Annotated in this window: 17 protein-coding genes; 13 read left to right on the plus strand and 4 right to left on the minus strand. The window is 71.8% G+C overall.

What is annotated here, in order from left to right:
- Positions 1 to 160: 160 nt before the first annotated feature.
- From ACZ4WZ_RS08900 to ACZ4WZ_RS08945, 10 genes are all read left to right on the plus strand, one after another.
- Complete coding sequence (locus tag ACZ4WZ_RS08900) at positions 161 to 976, plus strand: TetR family transcriptional regulator (RefSeq protein WP_467887026.1); 816 nt, start codon at positions 161 to 163, stop codon at positions 974 to 976.
- 469 nt (positions 977 to 1,445) lie between these two features.
- Positions 1,446 to 2,783 carry a crotonyl-CoA carboxylase/reductase gene (ccrA, locus tag ACZ4WZ_RS08905; protein ID WP_467887029.1) on the plus strand — a complete coding sequence of 446 codons (1,338 nt, stop codon included), beginning with the start codon at positions 1,446 to 1,448 and terminating at the stop codon, positions 2,781 to 2,783.
- A gap of 31 nt (positions 2,784 to 2,814) precedes the next feature.
- The gene (locus ACZ4WZ_RS08910; RefSeq protein WP_467887032.1) at positions 2,815 to 4,884 is read left to right on the plus strand and encodes a protein meaA; all 2,070 of its coding nucleotides are present in this window, start codon (positions 2,815 to 2,817) and stop codon (positions 4,882 to 4,884) included.
- The gene (locus ACZ4WZ_RS08915; RefSeq protein WP_388942678.1) at positions 4,881 to 5,855 is read left to right on the plus strand and encodes an HpcH/HpaI aldolase/citrate lyase family protein; all 975 of its coding nucleotides are present in this window, start codon (positions 4,881 to 4,883) and stop codon (positions 5,853 to 5,855) included. Before ACZ4WZ_RS08910 ends, ACZ4WZ_RS08915 begins: the two co-directional genes overlap by 4 nt.
- 3 nt (positions 5,856 to 5,858) lie before the next feature.
- Positions 5,859 to 6,371 carry a MaoC family dehydratase gene (locus ACZ4WZ_RS08920; protein WP_388942681.1) on the plus strand — a complete coding sequence of 171 codons (513 nt, stop codon included), beginning with the start codon at positions 5,859 to 5,861 and terminating at the stop codon, positions 6,369 to 6,371.
- Positions 6,372 to 6,373: 2 nt separating this feature from the next.
- Entirely contained in the window at positions 6,374 to 7,579 is a 1,206-nt protein-coding gene (locus ACZ4WZ_RS08925) for an acyl-CoA dehydrogenase family protein (RefSeq protein ID WP_467887036.1), read from the plus strand.
- Positions 7,580 to 7,765: 186 nt separating this feature from the next.
- Positions 7,766 to 8,422, plus strand: coding sequence for a phosphatidylserine decarboxylase (locus ACZ4WZ_RS08930; protein WP_467887039.1), 657 nt, complete (start codon positions 7,766 to 7,768; stop codon positions 8,420 to 8,422).
- A complete protein-coding gene (pssA, locus tag ACZ4WZ_RS08935; RefSeq protein ID WP_185911220.1) occupies positions 8,409 to 9,269 on the plus strand; it encodes a CDP-diacylglycerol--serine O-phosphatidyltransferase in 861 nt (286 codons plus the stop codon). The genes ACZ4WZ_RS08930 and pssA overlap by 14 nt, the downstream gene beginning before the upstream one ends.
- A gap of 167 nt (positions 9,270 to 9,436) precedes the next feature.
- A complete protein-coding gene (locus ACZ4WZ_RS08940) occupies positions 9,437 to 10,927 on the plus strand; it encodes an AlkA N-terminal domain-containing protein (RefSeq protein ID WP_467887043.1) in 1,491 nt (496 codons plus the stop codon).
- Positions 10,924 to 11,430, plus strand: coding sequence for a methylated-DNA--[protein]-cysteine S-methyltransferase (locus tag ACZ4WZ_RS08945; protein ID WP_467887046.1), 507 nt, complete (start codon positions 10,924 to 10,926; stop codon positions 11,428 to 11,430). Before ACZ4WZ_RS08940 ends, ACZ4WZ_RS08945 begins: the two co-directional genes overlap by 4 nt.
- A 1-nt stretch (position 11,431) precedes the next feature.
- Here the strand turns inward: ACZ4WZ_RS08945 and ACZ4WZ_RS08950 are convergent, their stop codons facing one another.
- From ACZ4WZ_RS08950 to ACZ4WZ_RS08960, 3 genes are all read right to left on the minus strand, one after another.
- Complete coding sequence (locus ACZ4WZ_RS08950; protein WP_467887048.1) at positions 11,432 to 11,860, minus strand: hypothetical protein; 429 nt, start codon at positions 11,858 to 11,860, stop codon at positions 11,432 to 11,434.
- Between the two features lie 43 nt (positions 11,861 to 11,903).
- The gene (locus ACZ4WZ_RS08955; RefSeq protein ID WP_467887051.1) at positions 11,904 to 12,404 is read right to left on the minus strand and encodes an NUDIX domain-containing protein; all 501 of its coding nucleotides are present in this window, start codon (positions 12,402 to 12,404) and stop codon (positions 11,904 to 11,906) included.
- A 70-nt stretch (positions 12,405 to 12,474) separates the two neighbouring features.
- A complete protein-coding gene (locus ACZ4WZ_RS08960) occupies positions 12,475 to 14,190 on the minus strand; it encodes a BCCT family transporter (RefSeq protein ID WP_467887053.1) in 1,716 nt (571 codons plus the stop codon).
- A 142-nt stretch (positions 14,191 to 14,332) separates the two neighbouring features.
- On the opposite strand from ACZ4WZ_RS08960, the gene ACZ4WZ_RS08965 reads away from it, so the two are divergent.
- Positions 14,333 to 15,481, plus strand: a complete 1,149-nt coding sequence (locus tag ACZ4WZ_RS08965) for a glycerate kinase (RefSeq protein ID WP_467887055.1) — start codon at positions 14,333 to 14,335, stop codon at positions 15,479 to 15,481.
- A 100-nt stretch (positions 15,482 to 15,581) separates the two neighbouring features.
- Here the strand turns inward: ACZ4WZ_RS08965 and ACZ4WZ_RS08970 are convergent, their stop codons facing one another.
- A complete protein-coding gene (locus ACZ4WZ_RS08970; protein WP_467887058.1) occupies positions 15,582 to 16,184 on the minus strand; it encodes a cysteine hydrolase family protein in 603 nt (200 codons plus the stop codon).
- Between the two features lie 112 nt (positions 16,185 to 16,296).
- On the opposite strand from ACZ4WZ_RS08970, the gene ACZ4WZ_RS08975 reads away from it, so the two are divergent.
- Together ACZ4WZ_RS08975 and ACZ4WZ_RS08980 are read left to right on the plus strand one after the other, a co-directional pair.
- Positions 16,297 to 17,283 (plus strand): GlxA family transcriptional regulator, encoded by a 987-nt coding sequence (locus ACZ4WZ_RS08975; RefSeq protein WP_467887060.1) that lies wholly within the window; start codon positions 16,297 to 16,299, stop codon positions 17,281 to 17,283.
- On the plus strand, positions 17,280 to 20,081 hold the full coding sequence (locus ACZ4WZ_RS08980) for a SpoIIE family protein phosphatase (RefSeq protein WP_467887062.1): 2,802 nt from the start codon (positions 17,280 to 17,282) through the stop codon (positions 20,079 to 20,081). The genes ACZ4WZ_RS08975 and ACZ4WZ_RS08980 overlap by 4 nt, the downstream gene beginning before the upstream one ends.
- Positions 20,082 to 20,090: the final 9 nt, after the last annotated feature.

Genomic DNA, 20,090 nt, shown 5'->3' on the forward strand with positions numbered 1-20,090 from the left:
GCCGGGCCCTGAGCAGGATGCGTGGGGAGGGCTGCTCGGGTCCGCCGGACCCTCACGGCGGACACACCCTCCCGAGCCCAGTGCGGGCCCTCCCCCGCATCCACCCCCCTCTCACCCCCCTCCGGCGCGCGCGCCTGCGCGAATGAAGTACTTTCGCTCTATGTCCCAGCCCGCCAAGACCTCACCCCGCGCCGCCTCGGCCGGCGACTCCCAGGAGAGCGCCGCCGGCACCCGGGCGGCCGCCCAGCGGCTCAAGATGCGCCGCGAGCTCGCGGCCGCGGCCATGGAGCTCTTCGCGACCAAGGGGTACGAGGCCACGACGGTCGACGAGATCGCCGCGACCGCCGGGGTGGCGCGCCGGACCTTCTTCCGGCACTTCCGCTCGAAGGAAGAGGCGATCTTCCCGGACCACGACGACACCCTGACCCGTGCCGAGGCCGTTCTGGACGTGGCCCCGGCGCACGAGCACCCGCTCGACACGGTGTGCCGGGGGATCAAGGAAGTCATGAAGATGTACGCCGCCTCGCCGGCGGTGTCGGTGGAGCGCTACCGGCTGACCCGCGAGGTGCCGGCGCTGCGGGAGCGGGAGATCGCCTCGGTGGCCCGCTACGAGCGGCTCTTCACCCGCTATCTGCTGGCCCACTTCGACGAGACCGAGCACCACGACGGCAACGACGACCCGCTGCTGGCCGAGGTGGCCGCCTCGGCGGTGGTGACCGCCCACAACCACGTGCTGCGGCGCTGGCTGCGGGCGGGGGGCCAGGGGGACGTGGAGACGCAGCTGGACCACGCCTTCGCGATCGTCCGCAAGACCTTCGGGTCAGGGATCGGCGCCGGCCGCACGCCGGGCGCGGGTGCCGGGGTGCCGAGTACGGCGGTGCGCACGGAGGGCGAGGTGCTCGTCGCGGTGGCGCGCACGGACGCTCCGCTCGACGAGGTCATGCGGACCATCGAAGAGGCGCTCAAGAACAAGTAGGCGGTCGCCCCCGGAGCACCACCGGGCGACCCTCGTCACAGCGGCCGCTCCCGTTCCGGGGGCGGCCGTTTTCGTTTGTCCGAGTTGCCCCTACTCGCCGGTAACTCTGATCGATCATCGCTCATCTGCGCAGGTCAATCGGCAAGTGAGAGAAATTTTTGGCACGCAGTGCCTTGCCGAGTGACACGGGGTGCCATACGTTGAGTCCCGTCCGGATGTCCCCGCGGCCCGCGCCCACTCGGCAAGGAACGCGCCCCGGATGCCTGCGTCACCAGGCCCCCGCCCGCCCCACCACAGGCGCGCCAGCACCACAGCTCCTCCCCCCGGTCCTCGGCCCGGGGGACCTCAGGACCGACGGCACCCGCAACACCCGTCACACCCGTATCCGCGCACCCGCGTATCCCTCAGCGCACCCTCATCAGCGCCCTCCCCCAAACTCCGTCCGGGGAGACCCTCAGGAGGCAATACCGTGAAGGACATCCTGGACGCGATTCAGTCGCAGTCCGCCACCGCCGCAGACTTCGCCGCGCTGCCGCTCCCCGACTCGTACCGCGCGGTCACCGTGCACAAGGACGAGGCGGAGATGTTCGCGGGGCTCACCACCCGCGAGAAGGACCCGCGCAAGTCCCTGCACCTGGACCAGGTCCCGGTTCCGGAGCTCGGTCCGGGCGAGGCCCTGGTCGCCGTCATGGCCTCCTCGGTGAACTACAACTCGGTGTGGACCTCGATCTTCGAGCCGGTGTCCACCTTCAGCTTCCTGGAGCGCTACGGCCGCCTCTCGGAGCTCACCAAGCGCCACGACCTCCCGTACCACGTCATCGGCTCCGACCTCGCGGGCGTCGTGCTGCGCACCGGCCCCGGCGTCAACTCCTGGAAGCCGGGCGACGAGGTCGTCGCGCACTGCCTGTCGGTCGAGCTGGAGTCCTCCGACGGCCACAACGACACGATGCTCGACCCGGAGCAGCGGATCTGGGGCTTCGAGACCAACTTCGGCGGCCTCGCCGAGATCGCCCTGGTCAAGTCGAACCAGCTGATGCCGAAGCCGGGCCACCTCAGCTGGGAGGAGGCCGCCTCCCCCGGCCTGGTCAACTCCACCGCGTACCGCCAGCTGGTCTCCCGCAACGGCGCCGGCATGAAGCAGGGCGACAACGTCCTGATCTGGGGTGCCAGCGGCGGCCTCGGCTCGTACGCCACCCAGTTCGCGCTGGCCGGCGGTGCCAACCCGATCTGTGTCGTCTCCTCCCCGGAGAAGGCGGAGATCTGCCGCAAGATGGGCGCCACCGCGGTCATCGACCGCAACGCCGAGGGCTACAAGTTCTGGAAGGACGAGCGGACCCAGGACCCGCGCGAGTGGAAGCGCTTCGGGTCGAAGATCCGCGAGCTGACCGGCGGCGAGGACATCGACATCGTCTTCGAGCACCCGGGCCGCGAGACCTTCGGCGCCTCGGTCTACGTCACCCGCAAGGGCGGCACGATCACCACCTGCGCCTCCACCTCGGGCTACATGCACGAGTACGACAACCGCTACCTGTGGATGTCCCTCAAGCGCATCATCGGCTCGCACTTCGCCAACTACCGCGAGGCGTGGGAGGCCAACCGCCTGATCGCCAAGGGCAAGATCCACCCCACCCTGTCCAAGGTCTACTCCCTGGAGGAGACCGGCCAGGCGGCCTACGACGTCCACCGCAACCTCCACCAGGGCAAGGTCGGCGTCCTCGCGCTCGCCCCCGAGGAGGGCCTCGGCGTCCGCGACCACGAGATGCGGGCCGAGCACCTCGACGCCATCAACCGCTTCCGTAACGTCTGAGTCCGCTCAAAGGCCATAAGGATCGCCTGAGATGACAGAGCGCCAGAAGGACCGTCCGTGGCTCATGCGGACGTACGCCGGCCACTCCACGGCCGAGGCGTCCAACGAGCTGTACCGCCGCAACCTCGCCAAGGGCCAGACCGGCCTGTCGGTCGCGTTCGACCTCCCGACGCAGACCGGCTACGACCCCGACCACATCCTCGCCCGCGGCGAGGTGGGCCGGGTCGGGGTCCCGGTCTCCCACCTGGGCGACATGCGACGGCTGTTCCAGGACATACCCCTGGAGCAGATGAACACCTCGATGACGATCAACGCCACGGCCATGTGGCTGCTGGCGCTCTACCAGGTGGCCGCCGAGGAGCAGGGCGCGGACATCTCCCAGCTCCAGGGCACCACCCAGAACGACATCGTCAAGGAGTACCTCTCGCGCGGGACGCACGTCTTCCCGCCCGGGCCCTCGCTCCGCCTGACGACGGACATGATCGCGTACACGGTCAACCACATCCCGAAGTGGAACCCGATCAACATCTGCTCGTACCACCTCCAGGAGGCCGGGGCCACCCCGGTCCAGGAGATCTCGTACGCGATGTCCACCGCGATCGCCGTACTCGACTCGGTGCGCGACTCCGGCCAGGTGCCCGAGGAGCGCTTCGGCGAGGTGGTCGCGCGCATCTCCTTCTTCGTGAACGCGGGCGTCCGCTTCATCGAGGAGATGTGCAAGATGCGGGCCTTCGGCCGCATCTGGGACAAGGTCACCAAGGAGCGCTACGGCATCGAGGACGCCAAGCAGCGCCGGTTCCGCTACGGCGTCCAGGTGAACTCCCTCGGCCTGACCGAGGCGCAGCCCGAGAACAACGTCCAGCGGATCGTGCTGGAGATGCTCGCGGTCACCCTCTCGAAGGACGCCCGGGCGCGCGCGGTGCAGCTGCCCGCCTGGAACGAGGCGCTGGGCCTGCCCCGGCCCTGGGACCAGCAGTGGTCGCTGCGCATCCAGCAGGTCCTGGCCCACGAGAGCGACCTGCTGGAGTACGAGGACATCTTCGCCGGCTCCCACGTCATCGAGGCCAAAGTCGACTCCCTGGTCGCCGACTGCCTGGCCGAGATCGACCGGATCCAGGAGATGGGCGGCGCGATGGCCGCCGTCGAGTCCGGGTACCTGAAGTCGCAGCTGGTCTCCTCGCACGCCGAGCGCCGCGCCCGGATCGAGGCGGGCCAGGACAAGATCGTCGGAGTGAACTGCTTCCAGCAGACCGAGGAGAACCCGCTCACCGCCGACCTCGACGGCGCCATCATGACCGTCGACCCCGCGGTGGAGGCGCTCACCGTCGAGCGCATCGTCCGCTGGCGGGCCGAGCGCCAGGAGTCCTCCGACCGGCAGGGCGGCGGCGACCCGTTCGTCTTCCCGACCGCCGGGCAGGCCCTGGACCGGCTGAAGGAGGCGGCCGCCGGGACCGAGAACCTGATGGAGGCCACCCTGGAGTGCGCCCGCGCCGGTGTCACCACCGGCGAGTGGGCCGGTGCCCTGCGGGAGGTCTTCGGCGAGTTCCGTGCCCCGACCGGGGTCTCCTCGGCCCCCGTCGCGGTCACCGCCGAGGAGGGCACGCCGCTGGCCCTGGTCCGCGAGAAGGTCTCCCGGACGGCGGACGAGCTGGGCTCCGGCCGGCTGCGCCTGCTGGTCGGCAAGCCCGGCCTGGACGGGCACTCCAACGGCGCCGAGCAGATCGCCGTGCGGGCCCGCGACGCCGGCTTCGAAGTGGTCTACCAGGGCATCCGGCTGACCCCCGAGGAGATTTCCTCGGCGGCCCTGGCCGAGGACGTGCACTGCGTGGGACTGTCCATCCTGTCCGGTTCGCACAGCGCACTCGTCCCGGACGTCCTGGAACGCCTGCGCGCGGCGGGGGCGGGCGACATCCCCGTCATCGTCGGGGGCATCATTCCGAACGCCGACGCCGTCACGCTGAAGGCCGCCGGGGTGGCCGCCGTGTTCACCCCCAAGGACTTCGGCATCACGGAGATCATCGGACGTATCGTCGACGAGATCCGCAAGGCCAACAAGCTCCACCCTCTCACCATCGCTGAAAGCACGGAGGTCCCCGCATGACCACGCCCCTCTCCCCCGTGAACCGGCTGCGCCCGCGCCGCTCCTGCCTCGCGGTCCCGGGCTCGAACCCGCGGTTCCTGGAGAAGGCCCAGGGCCTGCCGGCCGACCAGGTCTTCCTCGACCTGGAGGACGCCTGCGCCCCGCTCGCCAAGGAAGGCGCCCGCCACACGATCGTGGACGCGCTGAACAACGGCGACTGGACCGGCAAGACCCGCGTGGTCCGCGTCAACGACTGGACCACCCACTGGACGTACCGCGATGTCATCACCGTCGTCGAGGGCGCCGGCCAGAACCTCGACTGCATCATGCTGCCGAAGGTGCAGGACGCCCAGCAGGTCGTCGCCCTGGACCTGCTGCTGACGCAGATCGAGAAGACCATGGGCTTCGAGGTCGGCAAGATCGGCATCGAGGCGCAGATCGAGAACGCCAAGGGCCTGGTGAACGTCGACGAGATCGCCGCCGCCTCGCCGCGCCTGGAGACGATCATCTTCGGCCCGGCCGACTTCATGGCCTCGATCAACATGAAGTCCCTGGTCGTGGGCATGCAGCCGCCCGGCTACCCGGCGGACGCCTACCACTACATCCTGATGCGGATCCTGATGGCGGCCCGTACGCACAACCTCCAGGCCATCGACGGCCCCTTCCTCCAGATCCGCGACGTGGACGCCTACCGCGAGGTCGCCGGGCGCGCCGCGGCCCTCGGCTTCGACGGCAAGTGGGTGCTGCACCCGGGCCAGGTCGACGCGGCCAACGAGGTCTTCTCCCCCTCCCAGGAGGACTACGACCACGCGGAGCTGATCCTCGACGCGTACGACTGGTGCACCTCCGAGGCGGGCGGCAAGAAGGGCTCCGCGATGCTCGGCGACGAGATGATCGACGAGGCCAGCCGCAAGATGGCCCTGGTCATCGCCGGCAAGGGCCGGGCCGCGGGCATGCAGCGCACCAGCAAGTTCGAGATCCCGGAGGGCTGATCCATGCAGTTCGGACGCACGTACGAAGAGTTCGAGGTCGGGGCCGTCTACAAGCACTGGCCCGGGAAGACGGTCACGGAGTACGACGACCACCTCTTCTGTCTGCTGACCATGAACCACCACCCGCTGCACATGGACAGCAACTACGCCGAGAACACGACCGACTTCGGCAAGAACGTGGTCGTGGGCAACTACGTCTACTCGCTGCTGCTCGGCATGTCCGTGCCGGACGTCTCCGGGAAGGCCATCGCCAACCTGGAGATCGAGTCCCTGCGGCACGTGGCGCCGACCTTCCACGGCGACACGATCTACGGCGAGACCACGGTCCTGGACAAGACCCCGTCGAAGTCCAAGGACGACCGCGGCATCGTCTACGTGGAGACCAAGGGTTACAAGCAGGACGGCACCCTCGTCTGCGTCTTCCGGCGCAAGGTGATGGTCCCGACCGAGACGTACATCACGGCGCGCGGCGGCGAGCAGCCCGGCCGGCCTCAGCTGAAGGAACAGGGGAAGTAGCCATGGCACGACTCGCCCAGACCGCCGGGCTCACGGACGTCCAGCAGGAGATCCTCAAGACCGTCCGGGAGTTCGTCGACAAGGAGATCATCCCGGTCGCGACCGAGCTGGAGCACCGCGACGAGTACCCCCAGCAGATCGTCGACGGCCTCAAGGAGCTCGGCCTCTTCGGCCTGATGATCCCCGAGGAGTACGGCGGCCTGGGTGAGTCGCTGCTCACCTACGCGCTGTGCGTCGAGGAGATAGCGCGGGGCTGGATGTCCGTCTCGGGCATCATCAACACCCACTTCATCGTGGCGTACATGCTCAAGCAGCACGGCACGCAGGAGCAGAAGGACCACTTCCTCCCGCGCATGGCCCTGGGCGAGGTGCGCGGCGCCTTCTCGATGTCGGAGCCCGGGCTGGGCTCGGACGTGTCGGCCATCACGTCGAAGGCGGTGAAGGACGGTGACGAGTACGTCCTGAACGGCCAGAAGATGTGGCTGACGAACGGCGGCTCCTCGACCCTCGTGGCCGTTCTGGTCCGGAGTGACGAAGGACACCCCGAGGGCACGGCGCCCCACAAGTCGATGACCACCTTCCTCGTCGAGAAGGAGCCGGGCTTCGGGGAGGTCCGTCCGGGCCTGACCATCCCGGGCAAGATCGACAAGATGGGCTACAAGGGCGTCGACACGACCGAGCTCATCATGGACGGACTGCGCATTCCGGCCAATAGGGTCCTCGGGGGCCGGACGGGCCGAGGGTTTTACCAAATGATGGACGGCGTCGAGGTCGGCCGGGTGAACGTGGCGGCCCGTGGCTGCGGCGTCGCGCAGCGTGCTTTTGAGCTGGGTGTCTCGTATGCCCAGCAACGTCACACTTTCGGCAAGGCGATCGCCGAGCACCAGGCCATCCAGTTCAAGCTGGCCGAGATGGCTACCAAGGTCGAGGCCGCCCATGCCATGATGGTGAACGCGGCACGCAAAAAGGACTCCGGGGAACGAAACGACCTCGAAGCCGGGATGGCGAAGTACCTCGCCTCCGAATACTGCAAGGAGGTCGTCGAGGACGCCTTCCGTATCCACGGCGGGTACGGGTTCTCGAAGGAGTACGAGATCGAGCGCCTCTACCGCGAAGCACCGATGCTCCTGATCGGTGAAGGAACCGCCGAGATCCAGAAAATGATCATCGGGCGACGCCTGCTCGAGGAGTACCGACTCCAGGGCTGAATGTCCCTTTTGCGGTGGATCATCCGATGATCCACCGCAGAAGAGTCACCAGCAGTCACTGGCCGACGGCCATCGACTCGGCTTCTGGCTTGCCCAGTTGTTGCGCGCAACCGATAGCATTCCAGTAAAGCCGCCGTCCCGTCCCCCCGTTTGCGGCGCGGCAATCACCCGCTACGAAGGTCATCCATGCCCCACAGCCAAACCTCTGCACACCGCGACAGCCTTACCGGCGTACGCCTCGCGCGCGGAGCATCGCCGTGGCTTCTGCCGACCGTCGCCACCGCGGCGCTCAGCCTCGCCCGGGCCCGCAAGTCCGGACGCTGGGCCGCGGCGGCCGTGCCCGTCACCGCTCTCGCGGCGGGCATGCTGTGGTTCTTCCGCGACCCCGAGCGCGAGATCGCCCAGGGCCGTGTCATCTCGCCCGCCGACGGTGTGGTGCAGAGCATCATGCCGTGGAAGGACGGGCGCACCCGCGTCGCGATCTTCATGAGCCCGCTGAACGTCCACGTCAACCGCGCGCCCCTCGCGGGCACGGTGACGTCCGTGGAGCACATCCCCGGCGGGTTCGTCCCGGCGTTCAACAAGGAGAGCGAGAACAACGAGCGCGTTGTCTGGCACTTCGACACCGAGCTCGGCGACATCGAGATGGTGCAGATCGCCGGCGCCGTCGCGCGCCGCATCGTCCCGTACCTGCCGGCCGGAACCAAGGTGGAGCAGGGCGAACGCATCGGTCTGATCCGCTTCGGCTCCCGCGTCGACATCTACCTCCCGGAGGGCGTCGAGGTCGCGGTCGAGGTCGGTCAGGCCACCACCGCGGGGGTGACCCGAATTGACCGTGACTGACCCCGAGACTCCTGCCACCGGCTGGGTGCCCGAGTCCGCGGAGGAGGAGTCCGCCGAGGACGACATGCCGCTCTCGCTGCGGCTGTCGATAGCGGACACCCTCACCCTCGGCAACGCCACGTGCGGGTTCATGGCGGTGTACTTCACCACCACCGGAATCCTCATCCCGCACCTCACCGGCAGCGGCGAGTCGGGCATGGCCCGGCACAGTGCGGCGACCGCGGTGATACTGATGCTGCTCGCGGCGGTCTTCGACCTCTTCGACGGCATCGTCGCCCGCAAGCTGCGCAGCTCGCCGATGGGCGCGGAGCTGGACAACCTCTCCGACCTGATCAGCTTCGGGCTGGCGCCGGCGTACTTCGTGCTGGTCTACGGCATGGTCGCCGACGACGCGCACCAGAAGATGTCGGCGCTCGCGGCGATCGTGGTCCTGCTGGCGGTCGTCCTCAGGCTCGCGAGATTCAGCTGCGTGACGATGAAGGACGGCATGTTCCAGGGCATGCCGAGCCCCTTCGGGGCGCTGACGGTGGTCTCCATCGTGCTGCTGGAGCTCCCGTTCGTCCCGACGCTGCTGGCGATCATCGGGGTGGCGTGGCTGATGGTGAGCCGGGTCGAGTACCCCAAGCCGCGGGGTGTCCTCGCGGCGGCGATGCTGAGCTGGATCGTCGGGGCGATGGGCCTCCTGGCGGCCTGGGCGTTCGACGCCCCGGGCGGCCAGCTGCTCCTCCAGACGGGCTGCGCCCTGCAGATCGCCCTCGCGGCGACCATCCCGCTGTTCGCGACGACCCGTCGCGCGAACACGTTCCGCCACAACCGGCGCGAGGCACGCGCGGCGCAGCTGCCGTAGCGCCGCCGATCGTCGCACGGGGAAGGCCCCGGGTCCCCGGACCCGGGGCCTTCCCGCGTTCCCGGCCGCTTGCGGACGGGGGCGCCGTCCCCGACCCCGGCTGCGGGGCTAATCTTGATGTCGGAAAACCGCCAGCCCCGGCCGGGGGCGGACGGGATGCTGGAGCCATGTACACCGACACCGACCGCTGCGTCAGGGCCGTGCAGTCGAAGGACGCCCGGTTCGACGGGTGGTTCTTCACCGCGGTCCGGACGACCGGCATCTACTGCCGGCCCAGCTGCCCGGCCGTGCCGCCCAAGGTCGAGAACATGAGCTTCCTGCCCAGCGCCGCCGCCTGCCAGCAGGCCGGGTACCGGGCCTGCAAGCGGTGCCGGCCCGACACCAGCCCGGGATCCCCCGAGTGGAACGCCCGCGCCGACGCCGTCGCCCGCGCCATGCGCCTGATCCGGGACGGGGTGGTCGACCGCGAAGGGGTACCGGGCCTGGCCGTGCGGCTCGGGTACTCGACCCGGCAGGTGGAACGGCAGCTCAACGCCGAGCTCGGGGCCGGGCCGCTGGCCCTGGCCCGGGCGCAGCGCGCCCAGACCGCCCGGCTGCTCATCGAGACCTCCGAGCTGCCGATGGGCGACGTCGCCTTCGCGGCCGGCTTCTCCTCCATCCGGAACTTCAACGAGACCGTACGGGAGGTCTTCGCGCTGACCCCCGGCGAGCTGCGGCTGCGCGCCGCGCGGGCGGGGCGGCAGGAGCCGCGGATCCCCGGGACGATCAGCCTGCGGCTGCCGTACCGGGCCCCGCTCAACCCGGACAACCTCTTCGGGCACCTCGCCGCCACCGCCGTCCCCGGGGTCGAGGAGTGGCGTGACGGGGCCTACCGGCGGACCCTGAGGCTGCCGTACGGCTCCGGGGTGGTCGCGCTGTCGCCCGGCCCCGACCACATCGGCTGCCGGCTCGCGCTGACCGACCTGCGGGACCTGACCATCGCCATCAGCCGCTGCCGGTGGATGCTGGACCTGGACGCCGACCCGGAGGCCGTCGACGGTCAGCTCCGCACCGATCCGCTGCTGGCCCCGCTCGTGGACCGGGGCCCCGGTCGCCGGGTTCCCCGTACCGTCGACGCGGCGGAGTTCGCCGTACGGGCGGTCCTCGGGCAGCAGGTGTCCACCGCGGCCGCGCGTACGCACGCGGCCCGGCTGGTGACCGCGTACGGGGAGCCCGTCGAGGACCCCCACGGCGGGTTGACCCACCTGTTCCCTTCCCCCGCGGCGCTGGCCGCCATCGACCCGGAGTCCCTGTCGATGCCGCGCGGCCGCCGCACCACCCTCACCACCCTGATCGCCGCCCTGGCCGACGGTTCGCTGCCGCTCGGGATCGACAGCGACTGGGAGGCGGCCCGCGCACGGCTCTCCGCGCTGCCCGGCTTCGGGCCGTGGACCACCGAGATCATCGCGATGCGGGCGCTGGGCGACCCGGACGCCTTCCTCCCCGCCGACCTGGGAGTCCGCCGGGCGGCCCGGGGGCTGGGGCTGCCGTCCACGCCCGCCGCCCTGACCGCTTGCGCGGGCCGCTGGCGGCCCTGGCGCGCGTACGCCGTCCAGTACCTGTGGGCCACCGACGCCCACCCGATCAACCGCATGCCCGAACGAGGAGCACAGTCGTGAGCAGCACCGCCAGCAAGCAGTACACCGTCGTGGACAGCCCCTACGGGTCGCTCACCCTGGTCGCCGCGGACGGCGTCCTCAGCGGGCTCTACATGACCGGCCAGCGCCACCGGCCGGCCGAGGAGTCCTTCGGTGAGCGGGTCTCGGCCGCCGAGGAGCCGTTCCCCGAGGTGGTGCGGCAGCTGGCCGCGTACTTCGCCGGCGACCTGACCGAGTTCACCGTGCCGGTCCGGCTGGAGGGCACCGACTTCCAGCGCAGCGTCTGGGAGCAGCTCGTACGGATCCCGTACGGGCAGACGTGGTCGTACGGGCGGCTCGCCGCGGAGCTCGGCAAGCCGAACGCCTCGCGCGCGGTCGGCCTGGCCAACGGCAAGAACCCGGTCGGGATCATCGTCCCCTGCCACCGGGTGATCGGAGCCTCGGGCTCGATGACCGGGTACGGCGGTGGCATCGAGCGCAAGGTGCGGCTGCTGGAGTTCGAGAGCGGCGCGGGGGCCCGGTAGCTCAGATCACCACCAGCGGGACGAGCAGCGCGAAGCCGGCGCCGGCTTCGACGGCGTAGGCGTAGAGGGACGGGTGCTGGACGGGTGCGGCGAGCAGGACCACGCTGTTCTGGGCGGCGGCCGCCTTGATCCAGTCGTCGTCGGCGCCGAGCCGGCCCTGGTACCAGCCCTCGCAGGCGCCGGGGCCGGTGACGGCGAGGACGTCGTCCTCGCGGCGGTAGAAGGCCTGCCAGCCCTCGGCGGGCGCGGACCAGCCCTCGAAGTCCTCGAAGGAGGACCAGCCGCCCTCGCGTATCGCGGTGTCGAACAGCCAGACCGGCATTCCCTCGTCGGAGACCTCGCCGCCCGACTGCTCGTCGGTGGTGAAGTGGACCATGGGAAGGGCGTCGGGCCCGTCGGCCGTGCTCGGCCAGGCGTACATCGTGATCATCTGTTGATTCTGCCCTGGTCGCAGGAGTGCGGGTGCGCGGGGTTCAGCGGTTGACGGGCCGTCGGCCGTTCTCCAGTTCCACGGTGCCCTCGCCCGACTCCAGGACGCGGTACGCCTCTTGGGCGCGCAGGCCGAGCGGTCCGAGGAGGTGGTGCGTGAGCTCGTCGGGTCCGACGAGCTTCCAGGAGAGCAGTTCGTCCTCCTGGAGGGTGATGGAGGCGAGCTGTCCGGCGTCGAGCACGCCGCCGTCGTAGAGGTAGGCGACCAGCGGCGGGCGGCCGGCTCCCAGGCTCCAGTCGACGGCGAGGAGCCGGCCGAGCGGGATGTCGATGCCGATCTCCTCGGCGCTCTCGCGCCGTGCGGCCGTCCGGGGTGACTCGCCCCGGTCCGACTCGATGGTTCCGCCCGGCAGGGCCCAGCCCTCACGGTAGTTGGGCTCGACGAGCAGGACGCGGCCCCCGGCGTCGCGGTAGAGGGCGGCGGCGCCGGCCAGCACCCGGGGCAGGCTCGCGACGTAGGTGGCGAAGTCATCCGTGGTGGTCACGCGGGCCACCCTAGCCGCCGTCCGGGACCGCCGTCCCGGGCGGGCCCGCGCCGATGTCCGCGGACGGGGCCTAAGGGGTGTCGCCGCCGTCCGTCCGGTCCCGTCCGCGGGATTCGGCGACGCGGCGCAGCCGGGGGTGGCGGGTCTGGCCCTGCTCGGTGATGGCGTCGCCGACCATGGCCTTGACCGCGTCCCGCAGTCCGTGGAGGGCGGGGTGGCGGGCCGGTCCCGCGCCGGGGTCCGCGCGCAGTTCCTTCAGCAGGGCCCAGCACAGCAGCAGCATGACGATCACGAAGGGCAGGGCGACCAGGATGGTCGCGGTCTGCAGGGATTTCAGGCCGCCCGCGACGAGCAGTACGGCGGCCACGGCGGCCATCAGCACGCCCCAGGTGACGACGAGCCAGGTGGGCGGGTGCAGGGAGCCCCGGCTGGTGAGGGAGCCCATGACCAGGGAGGCGGAGTCGGCGCTGGTGACGAAGTACGTCATGACCAGGGCCATGGCCACCCAGGAGGTGAGGGTGCCGAGCGGGAGCGCGTCGAGCATGGCGAACAGGGAGGCCTCGGCGCCCTCCTTGACCTTGGAGGCGAGGTCCGCGGCGCCGGTGGAGTCGAGGCGGATGGCGGTGCCGCCCATCACGCAGAACCAGACGACGGTGGCTCCGCTCGGGACGAGCAGGACGCCGACGAGGAACTCCCGGATGGTGCGGCCGCGGGAGATGCGGGCGATGAAGGTGCCGACGAAGGGGGCCCAGGAGAGCCACCAGGCCCAGTAGAAGATCGTCCACGCGCCGAGCCAGGCGCTGTCGGTGAAGGCGCCGGTGCGGGAGGCCATGGGCAGCAGTTCGTGCAGGTAGCTGCCGACGCCGGCCGGGATGACGTCGAGGACGTAGACGGTCGGGCCCAGGACGAAGACGAAGAGCATGAGGGCGGCGGCGAGCACGATGTTGAGGGTGCTGAGCCACTTCACGCCCCGGTGCAGGCCGGAGAAGGCGGACAGGACGAAGGCGGCCGAGAGCGAGGCGATGATGATCAGCTCGACGCCGGTCGAGTCCTGGATGCCGGTGGTGATGTCGAGGCCCTTGGCGACCTGGAGGGCGCCGAGGCCGAGGCTGGTCGCGGTGCCGAAGACGGTGGCGAAGACGGCGAGCAGGTCGATGGCCTGGCCGGGCCGGCCGTTGGCCCTGGCCTCGCCGATGAGGGGGACGAAGGCGGAGCTGAGGCGGTTGCCGCGGCCCTTGCGGAAGGTGGCGTAGGCGAGGGCGAGGCCGGCGATGCCGTAGATGGCCCAGGGGGTGAGCGTCCAGTGGAAGAAGGAGTAGTCCAGTGCGGCGCGGGCGGCGGCCCCGGTGCCGGGGGCGGCGCCGCTGGCGGGGGGCGGGTTCAGGTAGTGGGTGAGCGGTTCCCCCACCCCGTAGAACATCAGGCCGATGCCCATGCCCGCGCTGAACATCATCGCGATCCACGCGAGGTTGCCGAATTCCGGTTCGGAGCCGTCGGCGCCGAGCCGGATCCGGCCGAAGCGGCTGATGGCGAGGAGGACGCACATGACGAGGAAGACGTCGGCGGCGATCACGAACAGCCAGGCGAAGTTGTTCAGCACCCAGGCGAGCGCGGTACTGGAGGCGGTCTCGAAGGAGTCCTTGCCGAGGGCCGCCCAGGCGACGACGGCGAGCACGGCGAGCACTCCGACGGTGACGACGCCGAGGTCGGGGGAGGCGTCCGCCGGGCCGCCGAACCCCGCCGCGGGGGCGTCCGCAGCTGCTTGTTCCAGTGATTCCGCGCTCATGCGGCCACACTATGCAGGCATATATCCCTATTTAGCGGTATGGCGCGCCGCATGTGGCCCAGGCCACTCGTGGGCATAGGAGGATCCTCCGGATAAGCTCATGGTGGCGCGACTGCACTGTTCGATAGCAAGGGATAGCAAGGTGACGGACGGAGCAGTAACTGAGGCCGCGCGCGTGCTCATCGCCGCGGACAAATTCAAGGGTTCGCTCACGGCCGTTCAGGTCGCCGAGCGGGTGACGGCCGGCCTTCGCAGGGCCGTCCCGGGCGTGGAGGTCGAGACCCTCCCGGTCGCGGACGGCGGCGACGGTACGGTCGCGGCCGCCGTCGCGGCCGGTTTCGAACGCCGGGAGGTACGGGTCACCGGACCCCTCGGCGACCAGGTCACGGCCGCCTTCGCCCTGCGCGACGGCACCGCCGTGGTCGAGATGGCGGAGGCCTCCGGCCTCCAGCTGCTGCCGGCGGGCACCTTCGCCCCGCTGACGGCGACCACGTACGGCTCCGGCGAGCTGCTGAAGGCCGCGCTGGACGCGGGCGCGCGCTCCATCGTCTTCGGCGTGGGCGGCAGCGCCACCACCGACGGCGGCGCGGGCATGCTGGCCGCGCTGGGCGCCGTGTTCCTGGACGCGAACGGCGAACCGGTCGGTCCGGGCGGCGGCGCGCTGGCGTCCCTGGCGTCGGCGGACCTCTCCGGTGTCGACCCCCGCTTCGCGGAGGTGGACTTCGTCCTGGCCAGCGACGTGGACAACCCGCTGACCGGCCCCAAGGGCTGCGCGGCGGTGTACGGCCCGCAGAAGGGCGCTTCGCCCGAGGACGTGGCCACGCTCGACGCGGCGCTGGCGCACTTCGCGGTGGTGCTGGAGAAGTCGATCGGCGCGAAGGCCGCGGACTGCGCGGTGCTCCCGGGCGCGGGCGGCGCGGGCGGCATCGGCTACGGGGCCCTGCTGCTCGGCGCGACGTTCCGGCCCGGCATCGAGCTGATGCTGGAGGTGCTGGGCTTCGCCCCCGCGCTGGAGCGGGCCACGCTGGTCATCACCGGCGAGGGCTCCCTGGACGAGCAGACCCTGCACGGCAAGGCCCCGGCCGGGGTCGCCGCCGCGGCGCGCGCCGCGGGCAAGCCGGTGGTGGCGGTCTGCGGCCGGCTGCTGCTGGGCCAGGAGGCGCTGGAGGCGGCGGGCATCCGCAAGGCGTACCCGCTGACGGACCTGGAGCCCGACCCGGCGAAGTCCATTCCGAACGCCGGTCCCCTGCTGGAGCGGGTCGCGGAGAACATCGCCGCCGACGTGCTCTGAGGCCCTCCCACACACCGCGCCCGGACCCGCGGGGCCCGGTACCCCCCGCCCGGGGGTGCCGGGCCCCGGGCGTTCGACGCCCGGGCGGCGGCGAAGGCCGCTACGGGGTCCGAACGGCCGCGGCGGCCTCCAGCAGCCGGGCCGTGGTCACCACGCGGGCGAAGCCGCCGCCCTGGAGGTTGACCGCTGTGGCGGCGGCCAGCTCGCCGGCGGTGAGGGACAGGCCGTCCGGGCCGGCCAGGTCGAAGGTGTGGGTGGCGTCCAGCGGGACCAGCACCTCGTAACCGAGGTTCCCCGCCATCCGGGCCGTGGTCTCCACGCACATGTTGGTCTGGATCCCGGCGACGACCAGCTGGCGGACACCGTTCCCGTCGAGCCACCCGGCCAGGTCCGGGGTGCCGTAGAAGGCGGAGTTGACGGTCTTGGTGACCAGCAGGGACTCCTGTCCGCGCCGGTTCTCGACGAAGTCCTTGAAGGCGTGTCCCGGCTGGTCCGGGGCCAGCACCGAGCCGGGCCGCGAGGCGTGCCGGACCAGCACCACGGGACGGCCGGTCTCCCGCCAGGCGTCCATGAGGGCGGCGATGTTCCCCTCGGCGGCCGGGTTGTCGCGCGGCCCCCAGAAGGAGGTGTCGTCGAAGCCCTTCTGGACGTCGATGACGAGCAGGGCACTGTCGGCTGCGATCTCGATCGCGTTCTCTGTCATGGCTCCATCGTGTCTCCGCGGCCGCTCCCGCCCCAGGGGCGACGCAGCCGGGAACCGATGAGATCCTGCCAGGTTGGCAGTCGTTCCGGTCCGGCTCTGGCACAGTGGCCGCATGCAGCGCGTCGCCATCGTCGCCCAGCCAGGGATCCGCAGCTTCGACCTCGCCGTCATCACGGAGGTCTGGGGCCCGGACCGCAGCCGCTCCGGGGTGCCCCCCTTCGAGCTGCGCCGCTGCGCCCTGGACGACGGGCCGATCCGCCTGCCCGGCGGGCTGACCCTGATGCCCGACCGGGGCCTGGACTGGCTCGGCCGGGCCGACCTGATCGTCGTACCGGCGCTGGCCGAACCGGCCGACCCGACGCCCGAGCCCGTCCTCGCCGCCCTGCGCGCCGCCCACGCCCGCGGGGTGCCGGTGGCCGCGCTCTGCGCCGGGGCGTTCGTACTCGCCGAGGCCGGTCTGCTGGACGGCCGCCGCGCGGTGACGCACTGGTGGCTGGCCCCTCAGCTCGCGGCCCGCTACCCGGCGGTGCTGGTCGAGGAGGCCCCGCTCTTCGTGGAGGACGACGGGCTGTGGACCTCCGCCGGGGTGGCCTCCGGGATCGACCTGTGCCTGCACCTGGTCCGCGAGGCCCACGGCGCCGAGGCCGCCGCCGCCATCGCCCGCTCGATGGTGACCGGCCCCTTCCGGACCGGGGACCACGCCCAGTACCTCGACCGGCCCACCCCGGCGGCGGACCGTACCGCCGAGGCGCTGGCCGCCGTGCGGGAGCAGGCCCTGCGGCGGCTGCACGAGCCGCTGGACGTGGCCGCACTGGCCCGCTGGGCGGGCATGTCCCCGCGCTCCTTCGCCCGGCACTTCACCGCGGCCACCGGCACCACACCCCACAAATGGCTGCTGAGCCGCCGTCTGGACGAGGCGCGCAAACTGCTGGAGCGCACCGACCATCCGGTGCCCGAGGTGGCCCGGCGCGCCGGGTTCGCCAGCGAGGTCACCTTCCGCCAGCACTTCGGCGCCGCCTTCGGTCTGAGCCCCCGCGCGTACCGGGCGGCCGCGGCCAGCGCTCCGGCGAGCGGCGACAGTGTTAGAAAGGGCTCATGACCGGACGTTCGGGTCGGCACAGGGAGACGCGGCCGGCGAGCCTGCCCGCGCGCCTCTGGCTGGCCCGGAACAGCATCGCCGGCCAGGTGTTCTCCGTCACCGCCGTCATCGTGCTGGTACTGATCACCACGGCCGCGCTGGCCCTGGTGTTCCAGGCGCGCTACGACAGCCAGCGCAACGCCCGCGACCGTTCGCTGGCCGCCGCCGAGGCCTTCGCCCACGCCCCGGGCCTGCCCGCGGCCCTGAAGTCCCCCGACCCCACCGCCGAACTGCAGCCGCTCGCCGACGGTGCCCGCCGCGCCTCCGGGGTGGACTTCGTCGCCGTCATGACCACCGACGGGGTCCGCTACACGGACTCCCGGCCCGAGCTGATCGGGCAGCGCGCCACGGGAGACCTCGCCCGCGCGGCGGCCGGGGAGTCCTTCACGGAGGTGTTCACGGGCGATCCCAGTGACGCGGTCCGCGCCGTGGTCCCCGTACGGGACGCGCGGGGCGCCGTCGTGGGGCTGGTCGCCACCGGCATCGAGGTGGAGAACGTCGGCGAGACGGTGGAGGGCCAGCTGCCGCTGCTCCTCGGCGCCGCGGCGGGCGCCCTGCTGCTGGGCACCGGCGGCGCCGCCCTGGTCAGCCGGCGGCTGCGGCGCCAGACCCGCGGCCTGGGGGCCGTGGAGATGGCCCGGATGAACGAGCACCACGAGGCGGTACTGCACGCCGTGCGCGAGGGCGTGCTGATCGTCGGCGCCGATCACCGGCTGCTGCTGGCCAACGACGAGGCCCGGCGGCTGCTGAACCTGCCGCCCGATGCCGAGCAGCGGCACGTCGGCGACCTCGGCCTGGACCCGCGCACCACCGAGCTGCTGCTGTCGGGGCGGGTCGCCACCGACGAGGTCCATCTGGCGGGAGACCGGCTGCTCGCCGTCAACGTACGCCCCACGGAGCCCTTCGCCGGGCGACCGTCGGGCAGCGTCACCACCCTGCGCGACACCACCGAGCTCGCGGCGCTGTCCGGGCGCGCCGAGGTCGCCCGGGAGCGGCTCCAGATGCTGTACGAGGCGGGAGTGCGGATCGGCACCACCCTGGACGTGGTGCGGACGGCCGAGGAGCTGTCGGAGGTGGCCGTGCCGCGTTTCGCGGACTTCGTCACCGTGGAGCTGCTGGAGCCGGTGCTGCGCGGGGACGAGCCCTCGCCGGCGGCGGGGGTGCACACGGAGATGCGCCGGGCGGCGATGAGCGGGAGGCGCACCGACCAGCCGCTCCAGCCGGTCGGGGACGTCATCCGCTTCGAGGTGCCCACGGCCCCGATGGCGGCGGCCCTGGCCGACGGGCACGCGGTGCTGGCCGCCGACCTGAACGCGGCGATGGGCTGGCGGGCCCAGGACGAGGCGGGGACGCGGCAGGCCCTGGACTACGGGCTCCACTCGCTGATCTCCGTACCGCTCCAGGCCCGGGGCGTGGTCCTGGGCATGGCCAACTTCTGGCGGGCGGCGGACACCCCGGAGGCCTTCGACGAGGAGGACCTGTCCTTCGCGGAGGAGCTGGGGGCACGGGCGGCGGTCTCCGTCGACAACGCCCGCCGGTTCACGCGCGAGCACGCGACGGCGGTGGCCCTCCAGCGGAGCCTGCTGCCCCGGGTGCTGCCGGAGCTGAGCGCGGTGGACACGGCCTTCCGGTACCTGCCGGCGAAGGCGGGGGTGGGCGGGGACTGGTTCGACGTGATCCCGCTGCCGGGGGCCCGGGTGGCGCTGGTGGTGGGTGACGTGGTCGGCCACGGGGTGCACGCGGCGGCGACGATGGGCCGGCTGCGGACCGCCGTGCACAACTTCTCCACGCTGGACATGCCGCCGGACGAGCTGCTGGGCCATCTGGACGAGCTGACCGACCGGATCGACCAGCTGGAGGACGGCGGGCCGGCCGAGGGCGACGCCGGGGGCGCGGGCCTCGCCGGGGGGACGGAGGAGCCGCCCGCCGGGATCACGGGCGCCACCTGCCTGTACGCCGTCTACGACCCGGTGTCGGGGCAGTGCACGATGGCCAGCGCCGGCCACCCGGGGCCCGCCCTCGTGCACCCCGACGGGCGGGTCGAGTTCCCCGAGCTGCCCACCGGGCTCCCGCTCGGGGTGGGCGGCATGCCCTTCGAGACGGCGGGGCTGGTGCTGCCCGAGGGGAGCCGGCTGGTGCTGTTCACGGACGGGCTGGTGGAGGACCGCGGCCGGGACTTCGACAACGGGCTGACGCTGCTGAGCGAGACCCTGTCGCGGCGCGGCCGCAGCCCCGAGCAGGCCTGCGCGGACGTGCTGGCGGCGATGCTCTTCCCGGCGCCGAGCGACGACATCGCGCTGCTGGTGGCCGACATCCGGCGGCTGGAGCCGGACCGGATCGCGGAGTGGGACGTGCCCGACGATCCGGCGGCCGTCTCGCGGGTGCGCCGGGAGGCCGCCGCCCAGCTGCGGGACTGGGGGCTGGACGAGGCGTCCTTCACGGCCGAGCTGATCCTCAGCGAGCTGATCACCAACGCCATCCGGTACGCGAACGAACCGATCCGGGTCCGCCTGCTGCGCGACCGGAACCTGATCTGCGAGGTCGCCGACGGCAGCAGCACCTCGCCGCACCTGCGGTACGCGGCCACCACCGACGAAGGGGGCCGGGGCCTGTTCCTGGTCGCGCAGTACGCCGAACGGTGGGGCACCCGCTACACGGAGCGCGGAAAGGTCATCTGGGCGGAGCTGTCACCGTCGGGCGGTGAGGCCCCGCTGCCGCTGGGCATGGACCTGGAAGCCCTGGAGGACCTGGGCTGGTGAGCTCCGCCC

The organism is Streptomyces sp. NPDC029122 (genome assembly GCF_055569445.1).

Coding starts and splice junctions, on each gene's coding strand:
- ACZ4WZ_RS08900 (WP_467887026.1), top strand. CDS start 161: ATGTCCCAGCCCGCCAAGACCTCACCCCGCGCCGCCTCGGCCGGCGAC.
- ACZ4WZ_RS08910 (WP_467887032.1), top strand. CDS start 2,815: ATGACAGAGCGCCAGAAGGACCGTCCGTGGCTCATGCGGACGTACGCC.
- ACZ4WZ_RS08915 (WP_388942678.1), top strand. CDS start 4,881: ATGACCACGCCCCTCTCCCCCGTGAACCGGCTGCGCCCGCGCCGCTCC.
- ACZ4WZ_RS08920 (WP_388942681.1), top strand. CDS start 5,859: ATGCAGTTCGGACGCACGTACGAAGAGTTCGAGGTCGGGGCCGTCTAC.
- ACZ4WZ_RS08925 (WP_467887036.1), top strand. CDS start 6,374: ATGGCACGACTCGCCCAGACCGCCGGGCTCACGGACGTCCAGCAGGAG.
- ACZ4WZ_RS08930 (WP_467887039.1), top strand. CDS start 7,766: ATGCCCCACAGCCAAACCTCTGCACACCGCGACAGCCTTACCGGCGTA.
- ACZ4WZ_RS08940 (WP_467887043.1), top strand. CDS start 9,437: ATGTACACCGACACCGACCGCTGCGTCAGGGCCGTGCAGTCGAAGGAC.
- ACZ4WZ_RS08950 (WP_467887048.1), bottom strand. CDS start 11,860: ATGATCACGATGTACGCCTGGCCGAGCACGGCCGACGGGCCCGACGCC.
- ACZ4WZ_RS08960 (WP_467887053.1), bottom strand. CDS start 14,190: ATGAGCGCGGAATCACTGGAACAAGCAGCTGCGGACGCCCCCGCGGCG.
- ACZ4WZ_RS08970 (WP_467887058.1), bottom strand. CDS start 16,184: ATGACAGAGAACGCGATCGAGATCGCAGCCGACAGTGCCCTGCTCGTC.
- ACZ4WZ_RS08975 (WP_467887060.1), top strand. CDS start 16,297: ATGCAGCGCGTCGCCATCGTCGCCCAGCCAGGGATCCGCAGCTTCGAC.
- ACZ4WZ_RS08980 (WP_467887062.1), top strand. CDS start 17,280: ATGACCGGACGTTCGGGTCGGCACAGGGAGACGCGGCCGGCGAGCCTG.